Source organism: Streptomyces sp. NPDC060031 (assembly GCF_042736805.1).
Lineage (GTDB): Bacteria > Actinomycetota > Actinomycetes > Streptomycetales > Streptomycetaceae > Streptomyces.
Window position 1 is genome coordinate 1 of sequence record NZ_JBHWVM010000078.1, and the last position, 21,665, is coordinate 21,665.

The 21,665-nt window shown below is 68.2% G+C and carries 18 protein-coding genes and 3 tRNA genes; 2 read left to right on the plus strand and 19 right to left on the minus strand.

The annotated features are described in order from the left end of the window. Positions 1-49: 49 nt before the first annotated feature. The 9 genes from ACFWB8_RS27990 to ACFWB8_RS28030 all read right to left on the minus strand — a co-directional run bounded on the left by ACFWB8_RS27990 (position 50) and on the right by ACFWB8_RS28030 (position 12,567). Complete coding sequence (locus tag ACFWB8_RS27990; RefSeq protein WP_385232882.1) at positions 50-3,949, minus strand: DNA-directed RNA polymerase subunit beta'; 3,900 nt, start codon at positions 3,947-3,949, stop codon at positions 50-52. A gap of 97 nt (positions 3,950-4,046) precedes the next feature. Then, positions 4,047-7,529: a DNA-directed RNA polymerase subunit beta gene (rpoB, locus tag ACFWB8_RS27995; protein WP_385232885.1), complete on the minus strand. Its 3,483-nt coding sequence runs from the start codon at positions 7,527-7,529 to the stop codon at positions 4,047-4,049. Between the two features lie 599 nt (positions 7,530-8,128). Next, a complete protein-coding gene (rplL, locus tag ACFWB8_RS28000) occupies positions 8,129-8,509 on the minus strand; it encodes a 50S ribosomal protein L7/L12 (RefSeq protein ID WP_385232888.1) in 381 nt (126 codons plus the stop codon). Positions 8,510-8,619: 110 nt separating this feature from the next. Beyond that, entirely contained in the window at positions 8,620-9,150 is a 531-nt protein-coding gene (rplJ, locus tag ACFWB8_RS28005; protein WP_385000460.1) for a 50S ribosomal protein L10, read from the minus strand. Positions 9,151-9,661: 511 nt separating this feature from the next. Further along, positions 9,662-10,390 carry a 50S ribosomal protein L1 gene (gene rplA, locus ACFWB8_RS28010; RefSeq protein WP_385232891.1) on the minus strand — a complete coding sequence of 243 codons (729 nt, stop codon included), beginning with the start codon at positions 10,388-10,390 and terminating at the stop codon, positions 9,662-9,664. Between the two features lie 87 nt (positions 10,391-10,477). After that, positions 10,478-10,912 carry a 50S ribosomal protein L11 gene (gene rplK, locus ACFWB8_RS28015; protein WP_385232894.1) on the minus strand — a complete coding sequence of 145 codons (435 nt, stop codon included), beginning with the start codon at positions 10,910-10,912 and terminating at the stop codon, positions 10,478-10,480. A 193-nt stretch (positions 10,913-11,105) separates the two neighbouring features. Beyond that, on the minus strand, positions 11,106-12,023 hold the full coding sequence (nusG, locus tag ACFWB8_RS28020) for a transcription termination/antitermination protein NusG (RefSeq protein ID WP_385232897.1): 918 nt from the start codon (positions 12,021-12,023) through the stop codon (positions 11,106-11,108). Between the two features lie 83 nt (positions 12,024-12,106). After that, positions 12,107-12,388 carry a preprotein translocase subunit SecE gene (gene secE / locus ACFWB8_RS28025; RefSeq protein WP_030298162.1) on the minus strand — a complete coding sequence of 94 codons (282 nt, stop codon included), beginning with the start codon at positions 12,386-12,388 and terminating at the stop codon, positions 12,107-12,109. A 106-nt stretch (positions 12,389-12,494) separates the two neighbouring features. Beyond that, positions 12,495-12,567 (minus strand) — tRNA-Trp (locus ACFWB8_RS28030). A 202-nt stretch (positions 12,568-12,769) separates the two neighbouring features. Between ACFWB8_RS28030 and ACFWB8_RS28035 the strand changes: the two genes are divergently transcribed. Both ACFWB8_RS28035 and ACFWB8_RS28040 read left to right on the plus strand, forming a co-directional pair. Then, positions 12,770-13,996, plus strand: a complete 1,227-nt coding sequence (locus ACFWB8_RS28035) for a pyridoxal phosphate-dependent aminotransferase (RefSeq protein ID WP_385232900.1) — start codon at positions 12,770-12,772, stop codon at positions 13,994-13,996. A gap of 161 nt (positions 13,997-14,157) precedes the next feature. After that, entirely contained in the window at positions 14,158-15,177 is a 1,020-nt protein-coding gene (locus ACFWB8_RS28040) for an adenosine deaminase (protein WP_385232903.1), read from the plus strand. On the opposite strand, the gene ACFWB8_RS28045 is transcribed toward ACFWB8_RS28040, so the two are convergent. The 10 genes from ACFWB8_RS28045 to ACFWB8_RS28090 all read right to left on the minus strand — a co-directional run bounded on the left by ACFWB8_RS28045 (position 15,167) and on the right by ACFWB8_RS28090 (position 21,634). Continuing rightward, positions 15,167-15,583: a hypothetical protein gene (locus tag ACFWB8_RS28045; protein ID WP_385232906.1), complete on the minus strand. Its 417-nt coding sequence runs from the start codon at positions 15,581-15,583 to the stop codon at positions 15,167-15,169. The two genes, ACFWB8_RS28040 and ACFWB8_RS28045, sit on opposite strands and share 11 nt — an antisense overlap. A 16-nt stretch (positions 15,584-15,599) precedes the next feature. After that, a complete protein-coding gene (locus ACFWB8_RS28050) occupies positions 15,600-16,655 on the minus strand; it encodes a UDP-N-acetylmuramate dehydrogenase (RefSeq protein ID WP_385232909.1) in 1,056 nt (351 codons plus the stop codon). Between the two features lie 79 nt (positions 16,656-16,734). Beyond that, positions 16,735-17,133 (minus strand): DUF3291 domain-containing protein, encoded by a 399-nt coding sequence (locus tag ACFWB8_RS28055; RefSeq protein WP_385232912.1) that lies wholly within the window; start codon positions 17,131-17,133, stop codon positions 16,735-16,737. A 119-nt stretch (positions 17,134-17,252) separates the two neighbouring features. Then, positions 17,253-18,680, minus strand: a complete 1,428-nt coding sequence (locus tag ACFWB8_RS28060; RefSeq protein WP_385232963.1) for an MFS transporter — start codon at positions 18,678-18,680, stop codon at positions 17,253-17,255. 189 nt (positions 18,681-18,869) lie between these two features. After that, a complete protein-coding gene (locus ACFWB8_RS28065; RefSeq protein WP_385232915.1) occupies positions 18,870-19,442 on the minus strand; it encodes a TetR/AcrR family transcriptional regulator in 573 nt (190 codons plus the stop codon). Between the two features lie 699 nt (positions 19,443-20,141). Then, on the minus strand, positions 20,142-20,570 hold the full coding sequence (locus ACFWB8_RS28070) for a MaoC family dehydratase (RefSeq protein WP_385232918.1): 429 nt from the start codon (positions 20,568-20,570) through the stop codon (positions 20,142-20,144). Position 20,571: 1 nt separating this feature from the next. Then, positions 20,572-21,024, minus strand: coding sequence for a MaoC family dehydratase N-terminal domain-containing protein (locus ACFWB8_RS28075; protein WP_385232921.1), 453 nt, complete (start codon positions 21,022-21,024; stop codon positions 20,572-20,574). Positions 21,025-21,187: 163 nt separating this feature from the next. Next, positions 21,188-21,352 (minus strand): 50S ribosomal protein L33, encoded by a 165-nt coding sequence (rpmG, locus tag ACFWB8_RS28080; protein WP_006604855.1) that lies wholly within the window; start codon positions 21,350-21,352, stop codon positions 21,188-21,190. An 88-nt stretch (positions 21,353-21,440) separates the two neighbouring features. Beyond that, positions 21,441-21,513: transfer RNA gene (locus ACFWB8_RS28085), tRNA-Met, on the minus strand. Positions 21,514-21,561: 48 nt separating this feature from the next. Then, positions 21,562-21,634 (minus strand) — tRNA-Thr (locus ACFWB8_RS28090). Between the last annotated feature and the right edge of the window lie 31 nt (positions 21,635-21,665).

Consider the following 21,665-nt stretch of genomic DNA (forward strand, 5'->3'; position numbering starts at 1 on the left):
GCCGCTCCTCTCGGAGCGGCGGGGGGCTTCTTGCTTGCTACCTGGGACTTCAGCCGTTGTACGGGCCGTAGTCGTAGTCCTCCAGCGGGACAGCCTGGCCGGAGCCGGTGCCGAAGGGCGAGTAGTCGATGTCGTCGTAGCCGACGGCCGAGTACATCGCGGCCTTGGCTTCCTCGGTGGGCTCGACCCGGATGTTGCGGTAGCGGGCGAGGCCCGTACCGGCCGGGATGAGCTTACCGATGATGACGTTCTCCTTGAGGCCGATCAGGGAGTCGGACTTGGCGTTGATCGCCGCGTCCGTCAGAACCCTGGTCGTCTCCTGGAAGGACGCCGCCGACAGCCACGACTCGGTCGCGAGCGAGGCCTTGGTGATACCCATCAGCTGCGGACGGCCGGAGGCGGGGTGACCGCCCTCGGTGACCACGCGACGGTTCTCGGTCTCGAACTTCGACCGCTCGACGAGCTCGCCCGGCAGGAGCTCCGCGTCGCCGGACTCGATGATCGTCACGCGGCGCAGCATCTGCCGGATGATGATCTCGATGTGCTTGTCGTGGATCGACACGCCCTGCGAGTTGTAGACCTTCTGGACTTCGCCGACCAGGTGGACCTGGACGGCACGCTGGCCGAGGATGCGCAGCACGTCGTGCGGGTTGGTGGCACCCATGGTGAGCTTCTGGCCCACCTCGACGTGGTCGCCCTCGCCGACGATGACCTTGGCGCGCTTGGAGATCGGGAAGGCCGTCTCCTCGCTGCCGTCGTCGGGCGTGATGACGATCTTCTTCGTCTTCTCGGTCTCCTCGATCCGCACGCGGCCGGCGGCCTCGGAGATCGGGGCGACACCCTTCGGCGTACGGGCCTCGAAGAGCTCGACGACACGCGGCAGACCCTGCGTGATGTCGTCACCGGCCACACCACCGGTGTGGAAGGTACGCATCGTCAGCTGGGTACCGGGCTCACCGATGGACTGGGCGGCGATGATGCCGACCGCCTCACCGATGTCGACCAGCTTGCCGGTGGCGAGCGAGCGTCCGTAGCAGAAGGCACAGGTGCCGACCGCGGACTCACAGGTCAGGACCGAGCGGGTCTTGACCTCCTCGACGCCGTTGGCGACCAGGGCGTCGATCAGGACGTCACCGAGGTCGACGTTGGCCGGCGCGATGACCTTGCCGTCGATGACGACGTCCTCGGCCAGCATGCGGGCGTAGATCGAGGTCTCGACGTCGTCGGCCTTGCGCAGCACGCCGTCCTCGCCGCGAACGGCGATCTTCAGCTTCAGGCCGCGCTCGGTGCCGCAGTCCTCCTCGCGGATGATGACGTCCTGCGAGACGTCCACCAGACGACGGGTCAGGTAACCCGAGTCGGCGGTACGCAGGGCGGTGTCCGCCAGACCCTTACGGGCACCGTGCGTGGAGATGAAGTACTCCAGAACGGTGAGGCCCTCACGGAAGGACGCCTTGATCGGACGCGGGATGGTCTCGTTCTTCGCGTTCGACACCAGACCACGCATACCGGCGATCTGTCGCATCTGCATCATGTTTCCTCGGGCACCCGAGTCAACCATCATGAAGATGGGGTTCGTCTTGGGGAAGTTCGCGTTCATCGCCTCGGCAACCTCGTTGGTCGCCTTGGTCCAGATCGCGATGAGCTCCTGCGTGCGCTCGTCCTTGGTGATCAGACCGCGCTCGTACTGCTTCTGGACCTTCTCGTCCATCGCCTCGTAGCCCGCGACGATGGCCTTCTTGGCCTCGGGCACGACGACGTCGGAGATGGCCACGGTGACGCCCGAACGGGTCGCCCAGTGGAAGCCGGCCGCCTTCAGGTTGTCGAGCGTCGCCGCCACGATGACCTTGGGGTAGCGCTCCGCCAGGTCGTTGACGATCTCGGAGAGCTGCTTCTTGCCCACCGAGTAGTCGACGAACGGGTAGTCCTCGGGCAGCAGCTCGTTGAAGAGCGCACGGCCCAGCGAGGTCTTCAGACGGAAGCTGTCGCCCTGCTGGAACTCCTGCTCGCCCTCTTCGGCGACCGGCGCCACCCAGCCGCGCGGCGGGATGGTGCCCACCGGGAAGCGGATGTCGACCTGCGACTGGAGCGCGAGCTCACCGTTGTCGAACGCCATGGTCGCCTCGGCCGTGGAGCCGAACGCGCGGCCCTCGCCCTTGGTGTCACGGAGCTCACCGTCGGTGGTCAGGAAGAACAGACCGAGGACCATGTCCTGGGTCGGCATCGTGACCGGACGGCCGTCGGCCGGCTTGAGGATGTTGTTCGAGGACAGCATCAGGATGCGGGCCTCGGCCTGCGCCTCCGCGGAGAGCGGCAGGTGCACGGCCATCTGGTCACCGTCGAAGTCCGCGTTGAACGCGGTGCAGACGAGCGGGTGGATCTGGATGGCCTTGCCTTCGACCAGCTGGGGCTCGAAGGCCTGGATGCCGAGGCGGTGCAGCGTGGGCGCACGGTTCAGCAGAACCGGGTGCTCGGCGATGACCTCTTCGAGCACGTCGTAGACGACCGTGCGGCCGCGCTCGACCATGCGCTTCGCCGACTTGATGTTCTGCGCGTGGTTCAGGTCGACCAGGCGCTTCATCACGAACGGCTTGAAGAGCTCCAGCGCCATGGCCTTGGGCAGACCACACTGGTGCAGCTTCAGCTGCGGACCGACGACGATCACGGAACGCGCGGAGTAGTCCACGCGCTTGCCGAGGAGGTTCTGACGGAATCGACCCTGCTTGCCCTTGAGCATGTCGCTCAGGGACTTCAGCGGACGGTTGCCGGGACCGGTCACCGGACGACCACGACGACCGTTGTCGAAGAGGGCGTCCACGGCCTCCTGAAGCATGCGCTTCTCGTTGTTCACGATGATCTCGGGGGCACCGAGGTCGAGGAGACGCTTCAGACGGTTGTTGCGGTTGATCACGCGGCGGTACAGGTCGTTCAGGTCGGAGGTCGCGAAGCGGCCACCGTCCAGCTGCACCATCGGACGCAGGTCCGGCGGGATCACCGGCACGCAGTCCAGAACCATGCCCTTGGGCTTGTTGCTGGTCTGCAGGAACGCGGAGACGACCTTGAGGCGCTTGAGCGCACGGGTCTTCTTCTGGCCCTTGCCGGTACGGATGATCTCGCGGAGGCGCTCGGCCTCCTCCTCGAGGTCGAAGGACTCCAGGCGCTTCTGCAGCGCGGCGGCGCCCATGCAACCGTCGAAGTACGTGCCGAAGCGGTCACGCAGCTCGCGGTACAGCAGCTCGTCGCCCTCAAGGTCCTGGACCTTGAGGTTCTTGAAGCGGGCCCACACCTCGTCGAGGCGGTCGATCTCGCGCTGGGCGCGGTCACGCAGCTGCTTCATCTCGCGCTCGGCACCTTCGCGCACCTTGCGGCGTACGTCGGCCTTCGCGCCCTCGGCCTCGAGCTCGCCCAGGTCGGTCTCGAGCTTCTTGGCACGGCCTTCGAGGTCCGCGTCGCGGCGGTTCTCGATCTGCTGGCGCTCGACGGAGACGTGGGCCTCCAGCGACGGAAGGTCGCGGGTGCGGCGCTCGTCGTCCACGAACGTGATCATGTACGCGGCGAAGTAGATGACCTTCTCGAGGTCCTTCGGCGCGAGGTCCAGCAGGTAGCCGAGGCGTGACGGGACGCCCTTGAAGTACCAGATGTGGGTGACGGGAGCGGCAAGCTCGATGTGGCCCATCCGCTCACGACGCACCTTGGCGCGCGTGACTTCGACGCCACAGCGCTCACAGATGATGCCCTTGAAGCGGACACGCTTGTACTTACCGCAGTAGCACTCCCAGTCCCGGGTCGGACCGAAGATCTTCTCGCAGAAGAGTCCGTCCTTCTCGGGCTTGAGCGTGCGGTAGTTGATGGTCTCCGGCTTCTTGACCTCGCCGTGGGACCAGGTTCGGATGTCGTCCGCGGTGGCAAGGCCGATCCGCAGCTCGTCGAAGAAGTTGACGTCGAGCACTGTGCGTCAATCCCTCTTTCGGGGTCGAGTCTCAATCATGGTCTGAACGGTCCCGGGGATGACGGGGGGCTCTTGAGCGAGCCCCCCGTCAGGCCCGTCAGACCTCTTCGACGCTGCTCGGCTCACGCCGGGACAGGTCGATACCGAGCTCCTCCGCCGCGCGGAAGACGTCCTCGTCGGTGTCGCGCATCTCGATGGACATGCCGTCCGAGGACAGCACCTCCACGTTGAGGCAGAGCGACTGCATTTCCTTGATGAGCACCTTGAAGGACTCGGGAATGCCCGGCTCGGGGATGTTCTCGCCCTTGACGATGGCCTCGTAGACCTTCACGCGGCCGGTGACGTCATCGGACTTGATGGTCAGCAGCTCCTGGAGGGCGTAAGCGGCGCCATAAGCCTCAAGCGCCCACACCTCCATCTCACCGAAGCGCTGGCCACCGAACTGCGCCTTACCACCCAGCGGCTGCTGCGTGATCATCGAGTACGGACCGGTCGACCGAGCGTGGAGCTTGTCGTCGACCAGGTGGTGGAGCTTGAGGATGTACATGTACCCGATCGAGACCGGGTCCGGGAACGGCTCGCCGGAGCGGCCGTCGAACAGACGCGCCTTGCCGGACGGCAGGACCAGGCGGTCCCCGTCGCGGTTCGGGATGGTGTGCTCGAAGAGGCCGGCAAGCTCGTCCTCACGGGCACCGTCGAACACCGGGGTGGCGACGTTGGTACCGGGCTCGACCTTGTCGGCACCGATGACCTTCAGACGCTCGGCCCAGTCCTCGGCCAGGCCGGAGACGTCCCAGCCTCGGCTGGCGAGCCAGCCGAGGTGGATCTCCAGGACCTGTCCCGGGTTCATTCGGGACGGGACACCCAGCGGGTTCAGGATGATGTCGACCGGCGTGCCGTCCTCAAGGAAGGGCATGTCCTCGATCGGAAGGATCTTGGAGATGACACCCTTGTTGCCGTGGCGGCCGGCGAGCTTGTCACCATCGGTGATCTTGCGCTTCTGGGCGACGTAGACGCGGACCAGCTGGTTCACGCCCGGAGGAAGCTCGTCGCCCTCCTCGCGGTCGAAGACGCGGACACCGATGACCTTGCCGATCTCACCGTGAGGGACCTTGAGCGAGGTGTCACGCACCTCGCGGGCCTTCTCACCGAAGATCGCGCGGAGCAGGCGCTCCTCCGGGGTCAGCTCGGTCTCACCCTTGGGCGTGACCTTGCCGACCAGGATGTCGCCCGCGACGACGTCCGCACCGATGCGGATGATGCCGCGCTCGTCGAGGTCCGCGAGGACCTCCTCGGAGACGTTCGGGATGTCCCGGGTGATCTCCTCGGGGCCCAGCTTGGTGTCACGGGCGTCGACCTCGTGCTCCTCGATGTGAATCGAGGAGAGGACGTCGTCCTGTACGAGGCGCTGCGACAGGATGATCGCGTCCTCGTAGTTGTGGCCTTCCCAGGGCATGAACGCGACGAGCAGGTTCTTGCCGAGGGCCATTTCGCCCTCTTCGGTCGCAGGACCGTCGGCGAGGACCTGCGCCTCGATAATGCGGTCACCCTCGTTGACGATGACCTTCTGGTTGACCGAGGTGCCCTGGTTCGAGCGGGAGAACTTGGCGACGCGGTACGTGGTGTACGTGCCGTCGTCGTTGGCGACGGTGATGTAGTCGGCCGAGACCTCCTGGACCACACCGTCCTTCTCCGCACGGATCGAGTCACCGGCGTCGACCGCACAGCGGTACTCCATGCCGGTGCCGACGAGCGGGGCCTCCGCCTTGATGAGCGGAACGGCCTGGCGCATCATGTTCGCGCCCATGAGGGCACGGTTGGCGTCGTCGTGCTCCAGGAAGGGGATCATCGCGGTCGCGACGGACACCATCTGGCGCGGGGAGACGTCCATGTAGTCGACGTCGTCGCCGGCGATGTAGTCGATCTCGCCGCCACGACGGCGCACCAGCACGCGGTTCTCGGTGAAGCGCATGTCGTCGGACAGGCCGGCGTTGGCCTGGGCGATGACGAAGCGGTCTTCCTCGTCGGCCGTCAGGTAGTCGACCTCGTCGGTGACGACACCGTCGATGACCTTGCGGTACGGGGTCTCGACGAAACCGAACGCGTTGACGCGACCGTAGGACGCGAGCGAGCCGATCAGACCGATGTTCGGGCCTTCAGGGGTCTCGATCGGGCACATGCGGCCGTAGTGCGACGGGTGAACGTCACGGACCTCGAAGCCGGCCCGCTCACGGGACAGACCACCCGGGCCAAGCGCCGACAGACGGCGCTTGTGGGTGAGACCCGACAGCGGGTTGTTCTGGTCCATGAACTGCGACAGCTGGCTGGTGCCGAAGAACTCCTTGATGGAGGCGACGACCGGCCGGATGTTGATCAGGGTCTGCGGCGTGATCGCCTCGACGTCCTGCGTGGTCATCCGCTCGCGGACGACGCGCTCCATACGAGCCAGACCCGTGCGGACCTGGTTCTGGATGAGCTCGCCGACGTTGCGCAGACGACGGTTGCCGAAGTGGTCGATGTCGTCGGTCTCGACGACGATCGAGCGGCCGGACTCGCCGGTCGTCTCGGTCTCACCGGCGTGCAGCTTGACCAGGTACTTGATCGTCGCGATGACGTCGTCGGTGGTCAGCACACCGGCGTCGAGCGGCTCGTCGGCGCCGAGCTTCTTGTTCACCTTGTAGCGGCCGACCTTGGCGAGGTCGTAGCGCTTCGGGTTGAAGTAGAGGTTCTCGAGCAGCGTCTGAGCAGCTTCGCGGGTCGGCGGCTCGCCCGGACGCAGCTTGCGGTAGATGTCGAGCAGCGCGTCGTCCTGACCCTGGGTGTGGTCCTTCTCCAGGGTGGCGCGCATGGACTCGTACTCGCCGAACTCCTCGAGGATCTGCTCGGTGGTCCAGCCGAGAGCCTTCAGGAGAACGGTGACGGACTGCTTGCGCTTGCGGTCGATGCGGACACCGACCATGTCGCGCTTGTCGATCTCCATCTCCAGCCAGGCACCCCGGGACGGGATGATCTTGGCGGAGAAGATGTCCTTGTCGGACGTCTTGTCGATGGAGGAGTCGAAGTAGACACCGGGGGAACGGACAAGCTGCGACACGACGACACGCTCGGTGCCGTTGATGACGAAGGTGCCCTTGTTGGTCATGAGCGGGAAATCGCCCATGAAGACCGTCTGAGACTTGATCTCTCCGGTCTCGTTGTTCGTGAACTCGGCCGTGACGAACAGCGGAGCCGCGTACGTGAAGTCGCGCTCCTTGCACTCGTCGACAGAGTTCTTCGCCGGCTCGAAACGGTGGTCGCGGAAGGTCAGCGACATCGACCCGGAGAAGTCCTCGATCGGCGAGATCTCCTCGAAGATCTCTTCCAGACCGGACTTGGTGGGGACGTCCTGTCCACTCTCAAGCGCCGACTCGACGCGAGACTTCCAGGCAGCATTGCCGAGAAGCCAGTCAAAGCTCTCGGTCTGCAGCGCCAGGAGGTTCGGAACCTCGAGGGGCTCCTTGATCTTTGCAAAGGAGATGCGCAGCGGGGCGGTGCTGGCACCGTTGTTCGTATTGGTCGAGGCGTTGCGCGAGGCGGCCAAGAGGGGGTCCTTCCGAGGGCTCGGACTCACTACGCGCGTACCGGTCCCAGCTGACACAGAAGAACGACCCACCCGATCTGGCCGGAAAGACCAGGTCAGGGCTAATCAATCAAGTGTGCTCATGCGTGGGCATGCCCCTGGCGACGGGCAGGGGGCAGCTAACAGGCAGCGCAAAGGGTCAGTGTAGCCACTTGGCTCACTGATGTCCAGACCAGGTTTCCGGAAACCGGCAACAGGCCTTCCCCATGTCGTTCCAACACTGTGTCCAACGCGTCCAACGCTTCGGCTCTCGCACACAGAGCGCGTATCAGTACTGCCCTCTTCGTAGTCGATCCATGCCCGATGTGGACCCGATCCATGCCTCGGATTTCGGATCGGGCCGGTCGAGCTGGCGACGGGTCTGAGAATTGCGCGCCGCGTGCCGTTCGTCAAGGCCCCCTGCTCCGAGCGGATCATCTCCGGACCCTGCCGCGGGGCAACGATGATCACCCTACTCCCCAGCGAGAGCAGGGCAAGTCAGGCACAGCGGGTACGCCAAAGGGCGACCACCCTTACGGGTGATCGCCCTTGGTTGGGGCCTCAGAGAGGCCCCAGAGGTGTTACTTGACCTCGACGCCGGCGCCGGCACCCTTGAGGGCCTCGGCAGCCTTGTCAGCGGCCTCCTTGGCGACCTTCTCGAGGACGGGCTTCGGGGCGCCGTCCACGAGGTCCTTGGCCTCCTTGAGGCCCAGGGAGGTCAGCTCACGCACGACCTTGATGACCTGGATCTTCTTGTCACCGGCAGAGGTGAGGATGACGTCGAACTCGTCCTGCTCCTCCGGGGCCTCGGCGGTGACGGCCGGGCCGGCCGGGCCGGCGGCGACGGCGGCAGCGGCGGTGACGTCGAACTTGTCCTCGAACGCCTTCACGAACTCAGAGAGCTCGATGAGGGTCATCTCCTCGAACTGGGCGAGGAGGTCGTCCTGAGAGAGCTTCGCCATGATGGGCGATCCTTCCACTAATTCGGCAGGTGCCGGATGTATATAGAGGCGGGCGTAACGGCCCGCTACGACCCACGCACTAGGCGGCGTGGATCAGTGCGCGAGCCGAATTACTCGGCACCGCCCTGCTCGGCGAGCTTGACGCGAAGCGCTTCCGCAGTGCGGACGAACTTCGACGGCAGCGCCTGGAAGAGCGAGGCAGCCTGAGACTGCTTGCCCTTGAACGCGCCGGCCAGCTTGCTGAGCAGAACCTCGCGGGACTCGAGGTCCGCAAGCTTCTTGATCTCATCGGCGGTGAGCGCCTTACCATCAAGGACACCCGCCTTGATGATGAGGTTCGGGTTGTCCTTGGCGAAGTCACGCAGGCTCTTCGCCGACTCCACCGGGTCACCGGTGATGAAGGCGACCGCGGTCGGACCAGCGAAGTGCTCGTCCAGCGCGGTGATCCCGGCCTGGTTGGCCGCAATCTTGGTCAGCGTGTTCTTCACCACGGCGTACTGGGCGTTCTCACCGAGCGAACGACGCAGCGTCTTGAGCTGCGCGACGGTGAGACCCCGGTACTCGGTCAGCACGGCGGCGTTCGAGCTCTGGAACGCGTCCGTGAGCTCGGCTACCGCGGCAGCCTTGTCGGGCCTTGCCATAGAGCGTCGGCCTCCTTCCGGGTGATGAGGACCGCTCAGAAGGGGCTGAAATACGAAACGCCCCGGCGCAGGCGCCAGGGCGTAGCTCAACCGGATGAAATCCGGGAACTTTCCACAGTCACCTACGCGGGTCGTCCGCACTCAGCGGATCCTTCGGCCACCGCACCCTTGCGGGCACGGCAACGACCAGCGGTCTTTGGCTTCCTCGGAAGAGTACGTGAACGGTGGCGTGCAGAGCAAATCGGTCACCCGGCGCCCCCTGAAGCCCCACGGGGGCCGCCGGCTCAGGCGTCGGCCCCCCGCTCCCCCGCACGGCCCCCGCAGGTCCGGCGGGCCTGCGTACGCCCCCGTGGGGCCCTTGTGCCCACGTATGCGCGCAAACGTACGCGAACGGGCCCCCCGCCACCCGGTGAGGGGAGGCGAGGGGCCCGTTCGATCAATCAGTGAGCCGTGAGGCTCAGAGCCGTGAGGCTCAGAGCCGTGAGGCTCAGAGCCGTGAGGCTCAGCCCAGTCAGACGGCAGCCGGGTCTTCCTCGACGAGGAGGTTCCGGGTGCGGTTGGAGTCCAGCTGGATGCCGGGGCCCATCGTGGTGCTCAGGGCGGCCTTCTTGATGTAGCGGCCCTTCGCGGCGGACGGCTTCAGACGGAGGATCTCGTCCAGGGCCGCGCCGTAGTTCTCGACCAGCTGCTCATCGGAGAAGGAGACCTTGCCGATGATGAAGTGCAGGTTCGAGTGCTTGTCGACGCGGAACTCGATCTTGCCACCCTTGATCTCGGTGACAGCCTTGGCGACGTCCATCGTCACGGTGCCGGTCTTCGGGTTCGGCATGAGGCCACGGGGACCGAGCACGCGGCCGAGGCGGCCGACCTTGCCCATGAGGTCCGGGGTGGCCACAACGGCGTCGAACTCGTTGAGGCGGTTGCCCTTGGCGATCTCGTTGATGAGCTCGTCGTCGCCGACAATGTCGGCGCCGGCGGCTACCGCGGCCGCAGCACGGTCACCGGTCGCGAAGACCAGGACCCGGGCGGTCTTGCCGGTGCCGTGCGGGAGGTTCACGGTGCCGCGGACCATCTGGTCGGCCTTGCGCGGGTCTACACCCAGGCGGAAGGCGACCTCGACGGTGCTGTCGAACTTGGTCGCGGAGGTCTCCTTGGCGAGACGGACGGCCTCGAGCGGGGCGTACTGCTTCTCCCGGTCGACCTTGGCGTCCGCAGCGCGGAGAGTCTTGCTGCGCTTCACTTCTGCTCCTGTGTTGTGACTTCAGGCGTGGAGTCGTGGTGCGGACCAGCGCTTGGCCCTACCACTGTGGTGCTGGGGGTGGCTGAATCAGCCTTCGACCGTGATGCCCATGGAACGGGCGGTGCCGGCGATGATCTTCTCCGCGGCGTCCAGGTCGTTGGCGTTCAGGTCGGGGAGCTTGATCGTGGCGATCTCGCGGACCTGGTCACGCGTGAGCTTCGCGACCTTGGTCTTGTGCGGCTCGCCCGAGCCCTTCTCCACGCCCGCGCTCTTCAGGATGAGGCGCGCGGCCGGCGGAGTCTTGGTGATGAAGGTGAAGGAGCGGTCGTCGTAGACCGTGATCTCCACCGGCACGACCATGCCACGCTGCGACTCGGTCGCGGCGTTGTAGGCCTTGCAGAACTCCATGATGTTGACGCCGTGCTGACCGAGCGCGGGGCCGACCGGCGGAGCCGGGTTGGCCGCACCGGCCTTGATCTGGAGCTTGATAAGCCCCGTGATCTTCTTCTTCTTGGGAGGCATTGCTCTCTCCGGGTCCTAGTGAGAGTTTTCGCCGCCAATCCGGTCATCCGGATGGAGGCATACCGCACCACGATAACGGGTATGGGTGCGGGGCTGAAAACCGAGCAGGTCAGACCGCCCTTCAAGGGGCAATCTGACCTGTCCGGAAGCTTTGGCTCAGAGCCTGCCGCTCAGCTCACGGGGAGCGAAGCGATCAGTTCTTCTGAATCTGGTCGAAGCTCAGCTCGACCGGGGTCTCGCGGCCGAAGATCTCGACGAGGCCCTTGACCTTCTTCGAGTCCGGGTTGATCTCGTTGATCGTCGCCTGGAGCGTCGCGAACGGGCCGTCGGTGACGGTGACCGAGTCGCCGACCTCGAAGTCGAGGACCTCGATGGTGCGCTTGACGGCGGGCGCCGGCAGGCCGGCCTCTTCCGCGGCGAGCTTGGCGGCCTTCTCCTGCGCCTCCGGGGCGAGCATCTTGACGATCTCGTCCAGGGTCAGCGGGTACGGGTCGTACGCGTTGCCCACGAAGCCGGTGACACCAGGCGTGTTGCGGACGACGCCCCAGGACTCGTTCGTCAGATCCATGCGGACGAGAACGTAACCGGGCAGCTTGTTCTGCCGGACGTTCTTGCGCTCGCCGTTCTTGATCTGGACGATCTCTTCCTCGGGCACCTCGGCCTGGTAGATGAACTCCTCGACGTTCAGCGAGACGGCACGCTGCTCGAGGTTCGCCTTCACGCGCTTCTCGTAACCGGCGTAGGTGTGGATCACGTACCACTCGCCGGGCAGGAGGCGCAGTTCCTCGCGCAGGGCCTGGATCGGGTCGACGGGCTCGGCGTCCTCGACCGGGGCGGCCTCGGCGGCCTCCTCGTCGGAAGCCTCCACGTCGCCCTCGGACTCGTCCTCGTCGGAAGCCTCTACGGCGTCCTCGACCTCGACCTCAGCGTCATCAGCCTCATCGGCCTCGTCCTCGACGTGCACCGCGGCCTGCTCGGCGGCGACACCCGCCTCGGCGTCGGCGAGCTCGGCCTCGTCGGGCTCCACAGCGTCTGCAGCCTCGACGATGTCGAGCTCGTCCTCGACGGACTCGACGGAGTCGTGGCTCACGTTCAGGTTCGGGTCAGACACGGTGGCTGCTTCTTCCTGGATACAAAAGGTGGTGGAACATGCGAAAAGGGGCGGCACCCATCAGGCGCCGCCCTCCGCGGGGATCAGCCGAAGACGAACTTGATGGCTTCCTGGAACCCATAGTCAATCACGGTCACCAGACCGATCATGATGACGACGAAGACAATCACCACGGTGGTGTACGTCGTGAGCTGGTTGCGAGTGGGCCAAACAACCTTGCGGAGTTCCGCGACGATCTGGCGGTAGAAAAGCGCGAGCCGGCCGAGAGGGCCCTTCTTACCGCGCTTGCCGCCCTTGCGGGCCTTCTTCTCGCGAGTGTCGTCCTCGGCGTCAGGCATGTCGATGGAGCCCAGGGCGTCCGTCACGTCTCTCACCTGAATCCGGGTCGTGGCCGTACCGCGCCCGGTTGCGCCGCACGGCGTTGCATCGAAGTACGTACCTGCGCACACATCCGAGAAATGGAGTGTGGAGCAGGGCCGGAGGGACTCGAACCCCCAACCGCTGGTTTTGGAGACCAGTGCTCTACCAATTGAGCTACGACCCTTTGCGTGCCCCAACCTACCGCATCCGAGCGAGTGCACGGAGTGCTCGCGCACTGAGCGGTTGGTGAGGGCCAACGACGGTTGAGTGTACGTGGTCCGGGCCCTGACGTCGAACAGCGCCGTCCTGACATGCTCCAGCCGCCCTCCAGTCCGGTAACTGAAACGGCGTGCGGCGCTTGTTCGGCGTCTGGGACGATTGGCCGCATGACCTCTGAAACGCCTTCCACCGAGCGCCGCGTCTCCGCCCGTATCGGCGCCATCTCCGAGTCCGCCACCCTCGCCGTCGACGCCAAGGCCAAGGCCCTCAAGGCCGCCGGCCGTCCGGTGATCGGCTTCGGTGCGGGCGAGCCCGACTTCCCGACCCCCGACTACATCGTCGAGGCCGCGATCGAGGCCTGCCGCAACCCGAAGTACCACCGCTACACGCCGGCCGGCGGGCTGCCCGAGCTGAAGGCCGCGATCGCCGCCAAGACGCTGCGCGACTCCGGGTACGAGGTTGACGCTTCTCAGGTCCTGGTGACCAACGGCGGCAAGCAGGCGATCTACGAGGCGTTCGCGGCCATCCTGGACCCGGGTGACGAGGTCATCGTCCCGGCCCCGTACTGGACCACGTACCCGGAGTCGATCCGCCTCGCCGGCGGTGTCCCGGTCGAGGTCGTCGCCGACGAGACCACCGGCTACCGGGTCTCCGTCGAGCAGCTGGAGGCGGCGCGCACCGAGCGCACCAAGGTCGTCCTCTTCGTCTCGCCGTCCAACCCGACGGGCGCCGTCTACACCGAGGCCGACGCCGAGGCGATCGGCCGCTGGGCCGCGGACAACGGCCTGTGGGTCCTGACGGACGAGATCTACGAGCACCTGGTCTACGGCGACGCGAAGTTCGTCTCGCTGCCGGCGATCGTCCCCGAGCTCCGCGACAAGTGCATCATCGTCAACGGCGTCGCCAAGACGTACGCGATGACCGGCTGGCGCGTGGGCTGGATCATCGGCCCGACGGACGTCATCAAGGCCGCGACCAACCTGCAGTCGCACGCCACCTCCAACGTCGCCAACGTCTCCCAGGTCGCGGCGCTCGCCGCCGTCTCGGGCAGCCTGGACGCCGTGCACGAGATGCGCACCGCCTTCGACCGTCGCCGTCAGACGATCGTGCGGATGCTCAACGAGATCGAGGGCGTCTTCTGCCCGACCCCGGAAGGCGCGTTCTACGCGTACCCGTCGGTCAAGGAGCTGCTCGGCAAGGAGATCCGCGGCAAGCGCCCGCAGAGCTCCGTCGAGCTCGCCGCGCTGATCCTCGACGAGGCCGAGGTCGCGGTCGTCCCCGGCGAGGCCTTCGGCACCCCCGGCTACCTGCGCCTCTCGTACGCCCTGGGCGACGAGGACCTGGTCGAGGGCGTCTCCCGCATCCAGAAGCTCCTGGCGGAGGCGAAGGCCTAGGCCTGAAGCGGCCCGCAGCACGGTCCTGAGCGGCGGTTCCCCGACGGGGAGCCGCCGCTCAGGCGTTTCATCCGCGCTCCCGCCCAGAATTTCCGTTCGGGCAAGGCCCCGTTCAGGGAATCGGGCTGCCGATCGGGTGACAAGTACGGCAGGATCACCAGATGGAGCACTCACGCGATCTCACGCTTCTGCCAAAAGCACACCTGCACCTGCACTTCACCGGGTCCATGCGCCCCTCGACCCTCCTCGAGCTCGCCGACAAGTACGGCGTGCGCCTGCCCGACGCGCTGACCGCCGGAGAGCCGCCCAAGCTGCGCGCCACCGACGAGCGCGGCTGGTTCCGCTTCCAGCGGCTCTACGACGCCGCCCGCTCGTGCCTGCGCGAGCCCGACGACATCCGCCGCCTCGTCCGCGAGGCCGCGGAGGAAGACGTACGGGACGGCAGCGGCTGGCTGGAGATCCAGGTCGATCCCACCTCGTACGCGCCCCTGCTCGGCGGGATGATCCCCGCCGTCGAGATCATCCTCGACGCCGTGGACAGCGCGTCCCGCGAGACCGGCCTCGGGATGCGGGTCCTGATCGCCGCGAACCGCATGAAGCACCCCCTCGACGCCCGCACCCTCGCCCGCCTCGCCGTCCGCTACGCCGACCGCGGCATCGTCGGCTTCGGGCTCTCCAACGACGAGCGCCGCGGCATGGCCCGCGACTTCGACCGCGCCTTCGCCATCGCCCGCGAGGGCGGCCTGATCGCCGCCCCGCACGGCGGCGAGCTCACCGGCCCGGCCTCCGTCCGCGACTGCCTCGACGACCTTCACGCCTCCCGCATCGGGCACGGCGTACGGGCCGCCGAGGACCCTCGGCTGCTCAAGCGCCTCGCCGACCGGCAGATCACCTGCGAGGTCTGCCCCGCCTCGAACGTGGCCCTCGGGGTCTACGAGCGGCCCGAGGACGTCCCGCTGCGCACCCTCTTCGACGCCGGGGTGCCGATGGCGCTCGGCGCCGACGACCCGCTGCTGTTCGGGTCCCGGCTCGCGGCGCAGTACGAGATCGCCCGCCGCCACCACGGCTTCACGGACGCCGAACTCGCCGAGCTGGCCCGCCAGTCGGTGCGCGGTTCGGCCGCGCCGGCCGACGTGCAGGAGAAGCTGCTCGGGGGGATCGACCACTGGCTCAGCGCGTGAGCCTCAGGTCCCCCTCATGGCAGTCGGCCCGTACCCGGCGGCCGTCCGGGAAGCCGATCTCCAGGTGCGTGCGCCCCTGCTCGGGCAGCGCGTACTCGGCCACCGAGGTGACGGTTTCGCCGAGGTGGCGCAGGAAGGGGTGGTCGCCGAGGTCCTCGCCGACCTCGATGCGGCCCCACTCCCCCACGTCGTAGGACGCGTGGGGGCCGGCGGACTCGACCATGAGGCACCAGTCGGACCCGGTGGTGATCCGGGTGGATTCGCCCGCGCTGTCGATCAGCCAGACGTCGAGCGGCGACTCGGAGCGCTCGCCGTCGCTGAAGTGCCAGGACGCGACGACTCGGCTGATCGTGCGTCCCACCAGGCGGGTGGGGTCCGTACCGGCCCCGTGCAGGGGACAGAGCATGGGCGGCCGGGGCTCCTCAGATGCTGACGCCGACCGTCACCGGTTCGTTGACCAGGGTGACGCCGAAGGCCGCGTGGACGCCCGCGACCACCTCGCGGGCCAGGGCGAGGAGGTCCTCGGTGGTGGCCTCGCCGCGGTTGGTCAGGGCGAGGGTGTGCTTGGTGGAGATGCGCGCGGGGCCGGTGCCGTAGCCCTTGGTGAAGCCGGCCTTGTCGATCAGCCAGGCCGCGCTGGTCTTCGTACGGCCCTCGCCGGCGGGGTACGCGGGCGGGGCGGCCTCGGGGCCGAGGCGGTCCTGGGCGCGGGCGAGGAAGGCGGCGTACGCCTCGTCGCTCAGGATCGGGTTGTGGAAGAAGGATCCGGCGGACCAGGTGTCGTGGTCGGCGGGGTCGAGGACCATGCCCTTGCCGGCGCGCAGCCGCAGTACGGTCTCGCGGGCGGTGGCGGCGGGTACCCGGTCGCCGGCCTCGACGCCGAGGGCGCGGGCGGTCTCGGGGTACTTGATCGGCGCGGACAGCCCGCCGGCGTCCTCCAGGGCGAAGCGCACGCGCAGGACGACGTACCGCTCGGGCTGGTGCTTGAAGAGGCTGTCGCGGTACGAGAAGGCGCACTCGGCGGCGGTCAGCGTGACCGTCTCGCGGCGGGTGCGGTCGTAGGCGACGACCTCGGTGATGGTGTCGCAGACCTCCTGGCCGTACGCCCCGACGTTCTGGATCGGGGTCGCACCGGCGGAGCCGGGGATTCCGGCGAGGCACTCGATGCCCGCCAGGCCGGCGTCGACGGCGCGGGCGACGGCGTCGCTCCAGTTCTCGCCCGCGGCGAGCTCCAGGCGCGTGCCGTCCAGGTGGAAGCCGGTGGTCGCGATGCGCAGGGCGGTGCCGTCGAAGCCGCGGTCGCCGATGACCAGGTTGCTGCCGCCGCCGATGACCAGGAGCGGCGTGCCGCTCTCGTCCGCGGCGCGGACGGTGGCGACCACCTCGGCGTCGGTGGTCGCGGTGACCAGACGGGTGGCGGGGCCGCCGAGGCGGAAGGTGGTCAATGGGGCGAGGGGGGCGTCGTGGAGTTCCTGCACGTGGACAAGAGTACGGTCCGTGCCCTCGCATCCCTGCGGGGCCACGGACCGTACGGGCGCTTCCCCCGTGCCGCCGGGCTCAGGCGGCCGACTTCTGTTCGGCGAGGCGCCGCTCCGCCTCGGCCCAGCCGATGGGGAGCTGCGCGGCCGGGACGGTCCAGAAGGCGAAGGCGGATTCCTTCATGAAACCGGCGGCCGCGCGCGAGCTGGAGCGGTGCGGCTCGCTGCGGGCGAAGCGGTAGAGCGCCTCACGGTCCTCCCAGGCGGAGAGGGTGAGGAAGGTCCGGCTGAGGACGCGGGCCCGCAGGGCGACGCCGTGGGCTCCGGGGGCCTTGCGGATCTGGCCGATGATGCCGGGCGACTTGAGGAAGAACCTGACGGCGCCGGTGAGGGTGGCGGTCTCGAAGCGGGAGGCCATGACGTAGACCTCGGCGTCGGGGGCGGCCCGGGTGGGCGTGGACCAGGGGATGTCGGGCATGGCGGGCACTCCTTCGCGGTGAGTGGGTCGAGTCGTACGGGGCATGGTGCGGGGCTTCGTGCGGAGCTTGGTGCGGGGCTCGTGCCGGGCTTCGCGCCTGGGTTCGGTCCGCGGCGGTGTCAGCTCGCGGCCGGGACCTGCTCCGGGGCCGCGCCGGTGGTGGCGGGCGTGACGGACGAGGCGGGCGTGGTGGACGAGGCGGGCGTGGTGGACGAGGCGGCCGTCCCTTCGGCGGGCTGCTTCGCCTTGCGGGGCAGCAGGAGGGCGAGGGCCGCGGCCAGCGCCACGGCTCCGGCGCCGATCCACAGCGCGGGGACGGTCCCGTCGGTGAAGGCCTGGCCGGACTCGTAGCCGCCCTGGGCGGAGAAGACCGAGGCGAGGACCGCGACTCCGAGGGCTCCGCCCACTTCGCGCAGGGCGCTGTTGGTCCCGGAGGCCTTGCCCTGGTCGGCGGGGGCGACGGTGGACATCAGCGCGTTGGAGGCGGGGGCGAAGTACAGGGCCATGCCGATGCCGCTGAGGATCAGGGCCGGGAGCTGGGCGGCGTAGGAGACGTCCGTGCTCAGGATCACCGCGAACCAGCCGAGGCCCACGGCCTGCAGCGTCAGCCCCCACGCGACGACGGGTCGGCTGCCGATCCGGTCGGAGAGGATGCCGGCGATCGGGGCGACGAGCATCGGCATGCCGGTCCAGGGCAGCATGCGCAGGCCGGCCTCGGTCGGGGAGTAGCCGGAGACGCCCTGGAAGAACTGGCTCAGCAGGAAGATCGAGCCGAACATCCCCACGTACATCAGCAGGCTGGCCATGTTGATGCCGAAGAAGCCGCGGTCACGGAAGAGGCGCATGGGGAGCATGGGGTTCGCGCTGTTGAACCCGTGGTGGATGAAGCCGCCGACGAGCACGGATCCGACGATCAGTCCGGTGAGGACGGGGGCGCTGGTCCAGCCGTCCGCGTTGGCGTTGACCAGGGCGTAGACGATTCCGAAGAGGCCGCCGCTGATGAGGAGCGTGCCCGGTACGTCGAGCCGCGAGCCGGGGGCGGCGGATTCGGCGAGGCGCAGGCGGGCGAGCGGGAGCAGGGCGAGGCCGATCGGGACGTTGAGCCAGAAGATCCACTGCCAGGAGACGTGCTCGGTCAGGCTGCCGCCGACGAGGGGGCCGATGGCGACGGCGAGGCCGCCGACGGCGCCGTAGATGCCGAGGGCCATGCCGCGGCGGGCGGCCGGGACGGCGGCGGTCAGCAGGGTGAGGGAGAGCGGCATCATGACCGCGGCCCCGACGCCCTGGACGGCGCGGGCGACGATGAGCTCGTTGATGCCGGGCGAGAGCGCGGCGGCGGCGGAGGCGCCGGTGAAGACGGCGAGCCCGGCGATGAAGAGCCGGCGGCGCCCGAAGCGGTCGCCGAGGGCGGAGCCGAAGAGGAGGAGGACGGCGAAGGTGAGCGTGTACGCGTTCACCGTCCACTCCAGGTCCTCCAGCTTGCCGCCGAGGTCCTCGCGGATGGCGGGGAGGGCGGTCGTCACGACGAGGTTGTCGAGGGCGGCCATGAAGCTCGCGGCGGCGGTGAGGATGAGGGCCCATATCGCGGGCCGGCCGAGCTTGTCTTGCGTGTTCACGAGGTCCCCCCTGGGGATGTTAGTTATTGCTGACTAACTTTCGTGGGCAGAGTTACGCGGTGACGCGGCGGTACGGGGGTTCGGTGCTTCGACGCTTCGGTGCTTCCGAGGCGCCGAGGGCTAATCGCCCCGGGTGGGAGCGACGGGGCGCGCGGAGGCGTAGCACCCCTCCCACACCCGGTGCCCGGGCGGGAAGCCCATGGCGGCCAGGGTGTTGATGAGCATCCCGTACGCCATGAAGGTGGTGGTCTCGTTGACGTCCGCCCCGAGCGGCACGTGAACGGTGTCCCAGAGCTCCATCCACGCGGCCCGGACCATCTCCCCGAAGCCCGGCTCCCCGGCGGCTTCGGCGGCGGAGACGGTCACGAACGTCTGGAGCTGCATCTGGAGCTTTTCGGGGTGGTCGGCGATCAACTGCATGTAGGCCTCCCCCATGACCTTGATCGCATCCTCTCCGTGGTGCCCCTTGGCGGCCTCCTCGAAGACGAGCCGGACCTCCTCCATGCAGCGGGCGGCGGCGGCGAGGAACATCGCCTGCTTGTTGGGGAAGAGCCGGAAGAGGTACGGCTGCGAGACGCCGACGCGCTTGGCGATCGCCTCGGTGGAGGTCCCGTAGTAGCCGCCCCGGGCGAACTCGCTCATCGCCGCGCGAATGACGCTCTCGCGCCGCTCCTCTGCACTCATCCTTGCCATGCCCCTAAGTTAGTACTCAATCACTAACTACGCAAGCCCCGCGGGCGCGGCGGCGCGGGGCGGAAGGTCCCGGGCGGCCCAAGCAGCGCAGGCGGCCAGGCGGCCAGGCTCGGCCGGTGGGCCAGGGCCGCGCGCCCGGCGTCGGGGCCACCGGGCCGGAGCGACCGGAACCCCGCGCCCGAGGCGGGGACGCGCGGCGGCGGTACCGCCCGGGCACGATGACGGAAGTCCGCCGAACGGCCCGGGCCGCGGCGGAGCGGGATCGCCGGCGCGGCCCGAGCGCGTGGCGGCGGACTGCCCCCCGGCACCGCGACGGGAGGCTCCGGACGGCGAGGTCGGAAGGCAGGGCGGGGCCGGGGACCGGAGCGGCGGGCGGGCGGGCGGGCGGGCCAAGCAGCGCAGGCGGCCGGGCGAGACGGCAGGACTGACGCGCGGCCGGAGGCCAGGACAGCGGACCGGGCGTCGGGGAAGCCACCAACGGGCCGGAGCGGCCGGAAGCCCGGACCCGCAGCGGGGGCACACGGCGTCGGGCTGCCGCCCGGGCGCGGTAACCCAAACCCCGGGCAGCGGGCACGACGGCGGGAGGCCACCGAGCGGCACAGGGCAGCGGGAGCCCTGCGGGGCGGCGGGAAGGTCGCCGAGCAGCACACGGCGCACCGGGGGTTCGCCCGAAGCCAGGCGCCCCCGGGGCGCCCGAGGTCAGGCCAGGGTGACCACCGCGCGGGACATGCCCAGGACCTTCTGGCCCGCGCTCATCGCCGTCAGGTCGACCCGTACCCGGTTGTCCTCCAGCTTCGCGGCGACCTTCGCGGTGACCTCGATCAGCGCGCCCTGGTCGTCGTTCGGGACCACGACCGGCTTGGTGAAGCGGACCCCGTACTCGACGACCGCACCCGGGTCGCCCACCCAGTCCGTGACCACCCGTACCGCCTCGGCCATGGTGAACATGCCGTGCGCGATGACGTCCGGCAGCCCGACCTCCTGGGCGAACTTCTCGTTCCAGTGGATCGGGTTGAAGTCGCCGGAGGCACCCGCGTACCGGACCAGCGTCGCCCGCGTCACGGGGAAGGACGCCGCCGGCAGCTCGGTGCCGACCTCGACGTCGTCGTACTGGATCTGCGCAGTCATCTCAGGCCTCCTCGGGGGCGCGGGAGACGAGCTTCGTCCACGCCGTCACCACGTGCTCGCCGGTCTCGTCGTGGACCTCGCCGCGGATGTCGATGATGTCGTTGCCCGCGAGGGACTTCACGGCCTCGATGGTCGAGGTCACGGTGAGCCGGTCACCGGCCCGCACGGGGCGGGAGTACGCGAACTTCTGGTCGCCGTGCACGACGCGGCTGTAGTCCAGACCCAGTTGCGGGTCCGCGACGACCTGCCCGGCCGCCGCGAACGTGATGGCAAACACAAAGGTCGGCGGAGCGATCACGTCCAGGTGGCCGAACGCCTTGGCCGCATCGGGGTCGGTGTAGACGGGATTGGCGTCACCCACCGCAACCGCGAATTCGCGGATCTTCTCCCGGCCGACCTCGTACGGATCGGTGGGCGGGTAGCTCCGCCCCACGAAGGACTGGTCGAGCGCCATGGCTCACTACCTCCTGTTGAAGGAACATGCAGAGATCGAAGACAGCAGTCGAAGATTCGAAGATCCGAGACGAGACGAGACGGGCCCGGAAACGACGCAAGGCCGCCCCCTATAGAAGGGGACGACCTCATGCCGGTGCCTATATTGCGGGACTTCGCTGGGGTCAGCGGGTCTCGCGGTGCGCGGTGTGCGAGTTGCAACGCGGGCAGTGCTTCTTCATCTCAAGACGGTCCGGGTCGTTACGCCGGTTCTTCTTGGTGATGTAGTTCCGCTCCTTGCACTCCACGCAGGCCAGCGTGATCTTCGGGCGGACGTCGGTGGCAGCCACGTGAGTGCTCCTTGACGGAAATTGGGACGGATGAACGCAAACAAGAGTAGCCGACCGGGAGACCGACCCCGCAATCGGCTACTGTGTGTAGCGGCGACCGGACTTGAACCGGTGACACAGCGATTATGAGCCGCTTGCTCTACCGACTGAGCTACGCCGCTTTGATGTGATCGACTCCCCACCCGAGGGTGGGGAACCTCTCTCACCAGAGCCCCAATGCGGAATCGAACCGCAGACCTTCTCCTTACCATGGAGACGCTCTACCGACTGAGCTATTGGGGCGAGCGAGGAAGACATTACACGGTTGCCCGCC

Coding starts and splice junctions, on each gene's coding strand:
- rplL (WP_385232888.1), bottom strand. CDS start 8,509: ATGGCGAAGCTCTCTCAGGACGACCTCCTCGCCCAGTTCGAGGAGATG.
- rplJ (WP_385000460.1), bottom strand. CDS start 9,150: ATGGCAAGGCCCGACAAGGCTGCCGCGGTAGCCGAGCTCACGGACGCG.
- rplK (WP_385232894.1), bottom strand. CDS start 10,912: ATGCCTCCCAAGAAGAAGAAGATCACGGGGCTTATCAAGCTCCAGATC.
- ACFWB8_RS28035 (WP_385232900.1), top strand. CDS start 12,770: ATGACCTCTGAAACGCCTTCCACCGAGCGCCGCGTCTCCGCCCGTATC.
- ACFWB8_RS28040 (WP_385232903.1), top strand. CDS start 14,158: ATGGAGCACTCACGCGATCTCACGCTTCTGCCAAAAGCACACCTGCAC.
- ACFWB8_RS28045 (WP_385232906.1), bottom strand. CDS start 15,583: ATGCTCTGTCCCCTGCACGGGGCCGGTACGGACCCCACCCGCCTGGTG.
- ACFWB8_RS28055 (WP_385232912.1), bottom strand. CDS start 17,133: ATGCCCGACATCCCCTGGTCCACGCCCACCCGGGCCGCCCCCGACGCC.
- ACFWB8_RS28060 (WP_385232963.1), bottom strand. CDS start 18,680: ATGGCCGCCCTCGACAACCTCGTCGTGACGACCGCCCTCCCCGCCATC.
- ACFWB8_RS28065 (WP_385232915.1), bottom strand. CDS start 19,442: ATGGCAAGGATGAGTGCAGAGGAGCGGCGCGAGAGCGTCATTCGCGCG.
- ACFWB8_RS28070 (WP_385232918.1), bottom strand. CDS start 20,570: ATGACTGCGCAGATCCAGTACGACGACGTCGAGGTCGGCACCGAGCTG.
- ACFWB8_RS28075 (WP_385232921.1), bottom strand. CDS start 21,024: ATGGCGCTCGACCAGTCCTTCGTGGGGCGGAGCTACCCGCCCACCGAT.